Source organism: uncultured Leptotrichia sp., from assembly GCF_938036635.1.
GTDB lineage: Bacteria > Fusobacteriota > Fusobacteriia > Fusobacteriales > Leptotrichiaceae > Leptotrichia > Leptotrichia hongkongensis.
Map to the genome: position 1 here is coordinate 1 of NZ_CALHQO010000560.1, position 4,342 is coordinate 4,342.

Genomic DNA, 4,342 nt, shown 5'->3' on the forward strand with positions numbered 1-4,342 from the left:
ATATCTTTCCAACTCTTGATAATCAGAAAATTTATCTTCATATAGTTTTTTTAATTCTTCAAATGCTTTTTTTATTCTAGGAAATATTTTTTTACAATACCATTCCGAATGTTCTTCTTTTATTTTCTCCCACTTTCTCTCATCTACATCTATTTTTATCATCTTTTCTCCATTTACAAAATTTAAAAATCTATATTTATAACTTTTTTCTTTTCTTAATCCAGTATACTATATTTCGTCAACAATTTCTATTACTATTCACAAAAAAAGAGGAAAATAAAAATTCCCTCTTTCTCAAATTTATCATTTCTTCACATAAACAAATTTTCTCTCATCCGACATATCCTCATCAAAAACATACCCATTTAAAGTAATATTTCTCAATTTTTTCACATCATTAATTTTATTTTTCACAACATAATTTAAAATAAATCCTCTCATTTTCTTCGAATTTGTACTCACTTGCTTTAATTTCCCATTTGAATTTTCCCAAAACTCAAAATCAATCAATTTATCAGAGTTTATCAGTTTAGAATATTCTTTTGAGGCAAGATTTAAAATAATGTCTTCTTTTTCAAAATATTCATTCACGCTAGTTTTCCAAACCTCATAAAGCGACTTACTTTCAAAAATTGAATTTGTCATATCAAGCCGATATTCCTTCACATTTGTATAAGGCGTCAAAATACCGTATAAAGCAGACAAGATAACCAAATGCGACTCCAAATATTCAAAATCACTTTTATCAAAAGTTTCAATCTTTATAGCCTTATACGCAACACCAGTATAGCTTGCCAAAGCATTTCCGCTTTTCTCGTTTTCATAATTTTTATAAAATTCCAATAACTTTTGTGCCTTTTCATTTTTTAATTTAAACTTTTTCTCAATTTCCTCCACAGAAAAGGTTTTTATTTTTTCAATAATTTCCTTTGTTATTTCTAGATAAAAAGGCTCTTTTTCAGTCAAAGAGCCATTATCTTTTATTGGCAAATTGTTAATTTTTTTAGTTTTACTTGGTGATATTATAATTTTCATAGATTAAATCTCCAAATCTAATTCATTATTATCAAACTTAAAGTCGTCATCATGCAAATGCACCACTTCCAACGCCTTCTCATAATTCGTAGATTTTTTCGAGAAGAAATCATGCTGTGTTGTTTCCACATTTAAACCATTTAACACAATTGGATTTACATTTTTCACTTCAAATTCTTCTTCAAATCCTAGATTCATTAAGGCTTTGTTCGCATTGTAACGAATGTATTCCTTCACATCGCCTGTAAGCCCTAAATCACCATAAATTTCATCAGTATATCTTGTTTCATTTTCGTACAAGTCGTACATCAATTTTTTCAGTTCAGCTCTCATATCAGCTTTTTCCTCTTCGCTGAAAGAATTGTATAGTTCTTGGAATAGTAGTCCCACAAAAACTCCGTGAATCGATTCATCAGCTATAATTTTCTTGATTATATCGCAACTTGCAACCATTTCTCCCTGTCCTGCAAGCCAAAGCGGTAAAAAGAATCCGCTGTAAAATAAATATGTCTCCAAATAAACCGAAGCTGCCAGAGCCATCGCAATATCTCTTTTTGAAGCCTCAGGATTATTCATTTTCTGATAATATCCATCAATTTTATTGGCTTTATACTGCAAGTGCGGATTTTCCTGAACCCATCTAAATGTTTCATTAATCTCCCTTGTAGACGCAACTGTTGTAAATATTGTTGAATAAGACTTCGCGTGAATCGTTTCCATCATACACATATATGAAAGCACCGAACGGTTTTGCAATGACTCAATATGATCAATAATTTTCGGCATTCCTGTGTGGCTCTGCAACGTATCCAACAGCGTTAATCCTCCTAGTACATGCAAATACGCCAACTTCATCGCAGGCTCAAGTGAATTCCAACTATCTATATCCTTCGACGGAATATACTCCGTATCAATCCAAAACTGCTTCAAGTTCTGTTCCCAAAACATCTCCACATAATCATTTTCTGGTGTGTTCCAGTTTACTGCCTCATATATTTTTTTCTCCATTTTTTTGTTTTCCTTTCTTGATAAAATTGTTTTACCAATTTTTTATATTATCTCAATCAACTCCCGCATTTTATATAAAATTTAGAATAGTTCACTATGACTACCTGATGCTAATAAAATCAATATTAATTTATCTTCAACTATCTCATAGATTAATAACCAATCTGGAGTTATATGACATTCTCTTGCCCCATCATAATTATTGACTAATTTATAATCCTTGTTTTTAGGAGGATGTTTCTCTCCTTTTGCTAATATTGAGATTATACTTCCCAATAATTTTTTTTAGATTTTTTAAATGTTTTTTAAATTTCCCAGTAAGAATAATAGAATATTTATACTCTTCTTTTTTACCCCTCACAATCTTCTCCCAAGACATCTTTAAACATTTCTTCTGGACTACTGTATGATTTATAATTTGAAGGATTTTTCTTAATTTGTTTAACTTCTTCAAATGCTTGAGCCAATTCTGAATTTTCAGGTAAAGAATTTATATAGAATGGTATGCCTTTTTCTCTTATAGCTTGTTTCAAAAATATATTTATTGCTGTACTAAGGCTTAATCCTAAATCTTTAAATAATTTCTGTGCTTCTTTTTTAGTTTCTTCATCTATCTTTATACTTGTATTAACTGTTGCCATAAAATATCACTTCCTTTTATATTCATAATACATACAAAGTATATCTTTTGTCAATCAATTAGTTTATCATAATGTCTATCTATGCCAATTTTTCGGAAAATCCATTTTATATAAAATATCATTTATATCTATAATATCCTTTAGTTTAAATTCAAGTAAACTTAATAATTCTCGTAACTTTTTTGTTAGACTTTCATATTCTTCTTTTGATAAAAATAATTTAAGTCCCTCGTATATCGTAAATAATTTTTGTTTCTTATTATTTGTTATCCCCATAATATTATTTATATTTACAATATTTTTTGATGAAAAATCATACATTCTTTCATTATGTGCCGCTATGTTTCTAAATAATGAACTTGCACGTAAAAAAGTTTTTATAAAATTATTATTTAATTTAGGTAAATTTGTGTACTCATTTTTATACAAATTTCTAAAATGGCTTATTATTTTATTTTGTACTCTATTTTCCAAAATCAAATAAAATCTGCTCATTTCTCCAAATGTAAAAAAATTAATTACTATCCAAAATGGTATATTATCTTTTGTTGTACTATAATGCTTTATTATACTATTGCTTTTGTTATTTCTTAAAAAATTTAGTTTTTTTACTAAATGTGAAATGAGATGTATATTTTCATTTCTAACTCCAACATAATAATTATTAAGTTCCAAATAACTTTCTTTATTTGTATAGCATTCCGAATAATAATATGCAATTGCCGTTTTAAAAGCTCTTTCCAATTGTGTCAAAACATCAAAAAACAACATTCTCAAACTTTTATCAAAATCATACAATGCTTTCAAATGATTAAAATGAACTCCCGATTTATAAATATCATTTCCGTTTAAATCTTTTCCTTTTAAAAAAGGTTCTTTGTAAAAATTTATGATGGAATAATAATTATACCTCATTAAACAATAAATTGTTTTCTCATCAGTTTTTACCCGTAATTTACCTCCGTTTTCTCCATTTAAAATCTCAACTTGTTCCTTAAAAGTTTTAAATGGCTTATCCATTCCCTTTCCCCCTTTTATATCAAAAATGCAAAAAAGCCCTATCAAAATTGAAAGAGCTTTTTCTACAGTCTACAACAACGCACAACTAAGTGGGTTATTCTTGTAGTACGATCACTAAAATTATTATACTCTATATTTTGATATTTGTCAAATGTAAAAAAGCATATACCGGAAGTATATCTTATAGAATATGGTGCAAACAGTAAGTTAATAAAAGAAATTAAAAATTACTGTAATGAAAACGGTTTTCATTGGTATAATGCAAAAGGATTAGATTTAAAATAAGGAGAGTAAGTATTATATGAAGAAGATTTTAGTAATAGGTACAGGTGGAACTATTGCGTCAAAGCAGATGGGAGAGGGATTATCTCCTGCACTTTCGGCACCTGAGATTTTGACCTTTGTGCCTGAAGTTGAAAAATATTGTGAGATAGATGTGCTTCAGGTTTGCAATATAGACTCGACCAATATAACTCCGGCGATATGGCAGGATATAGCAAGAACAATAGAAAAAAATTATGATTCCTATGACGGGTTTGTTATACTTCATGGAACGGATACTATGGCATATACCTCAGCTGCACTTAGTTATATGATACAAAATTCCAGAAAACCTATAGTTATCACGGGAGCACAAA

Annotated in this window: 5 protein-coding genes and 1 pseudogene; 1 reads left to right on the forward strand and 5 read right to left on the reverse strand. The window is 28.6% G+C overall.

What is annotated here, in order from left to right; all coding sequences use genetic code 11:
* Nucleotides 1-303: 303 nt before the first annotated feature.
* The 5 genes and pseudogenes from Q0370_RS11275 to Q0370_RS11295 all read right to left on the reverse strand — a co-directional run bounded on the left by Q0370_RS11275 (nucleotide 304) and on the right by Q0370_RS11295 (nucleotide 3,704).
* Nucleotides 304-1,035 carry a YaaA family protein gene (locus Q0370_RS11275; RefSeq protein WP_299575774.1) on the reverse strand — a complete coding sequence of 244 codons (732 nt, stop codon included), beginning with the start codon at nucleotides 1,033-1,035 and terminating at the stop codon, nucleotides 304-306.
* A gap of 3 nt (nucleotides 1,036-1,038) precedes the next feature.
* The gene (nrdF, locus tag Q0370_RS11280; RefSeq protein WP_299575776.1) at nucleotides 1,039-2,043 is read right to left on the reverse strand and encodes a class 1b ribonucleoside-diphosphate reductase subunit beta; all 1,005 of its coding nucleotides are present in this window, start codon (nucleotides 2,041-2,043) and stop codon (nucleotides 1,039-1,041) included.
* A gap of 81 nt (nucleotides 2,044-2,124) precedes the next feature.
* Nucleotides 2,125-2,422 (reverse strand): annotated as a pseudogene (locus Q0370_RS11285) (type II toxin-antitoxin system YafQ family toxin).
* A complete protein-coding gene (locus Q0370_RS11290; RefSeq protein ID WP_299575778.1) occupies nucleotides 2,394-2,684 on the reverse strand; it encodes a type II toxin-antitoxin system RelB/DinJ family antitoxin in 291 nt (96 codons plus the stop codon). The pseudogene Q0370_RS11285 and the gene Q0370_RS11290 overlap by 29 nt, the downstream one beginning before the upstream one ends.
* Nucleotides 2,685-2,759: 75 nt before the next feature.
* Complete coding sequence (locus Q0370_RS11295; protein WP_299575780.1) at nucleotides 2,760-3,704, reverse strand: Abi family protein; 945 nt, start codon at nucleotides 3,702-3,704, stop codon at nucleotides 2,760-2,762.
* A 301-nt stretch (nucleotides 3,705-4,005) separates the two neighbouring features.
* Here Q0370_RS11295 and Q0370_RS11300 point away from each other — a divergent pair.
* On the forward strand, nucleotides 4,006-4,342 hold a 337-nt coding region (locus Q0370_RS11300), incomplete at its 3' end, for an asparaginase domain-containing protein (RefSeq protein ID WP_299575782.1).

What these genes read in the sequence shown, in the direction of transcription:
- Q0370_RS11275 (WP_299575774.1), bottom strand. Translation starts at nt 1,035, where the DNA reads ATGAAAATTATAATATCACCAAGTAAAACTAAAAAAATTAACAATTTG.
- nrdF (WP_299575776.1), bottom strand. Translation starts at nt 2,043, where the DNA reads ATGGAGAAAAAAATATATGAGGCAGTAAACTGGAACACACCAGAAAAT.
- Q0370_RS11290 (WP_299575778.1), bottom strand. Translation starts at nt 2,684, where the DNA reads ATGGCAACAGTTAATACAAGTATAAAGATAGATGAAGAAACTAAAAAA.
- Q0370_RS11295 (WP_299575780.1), bottom strand. Translation starts at nt 3,704, where the DNA reads ATGGATAAGCCATTTAAAACTTTTAAGGAACAAGTTGAGATTTTAAAT.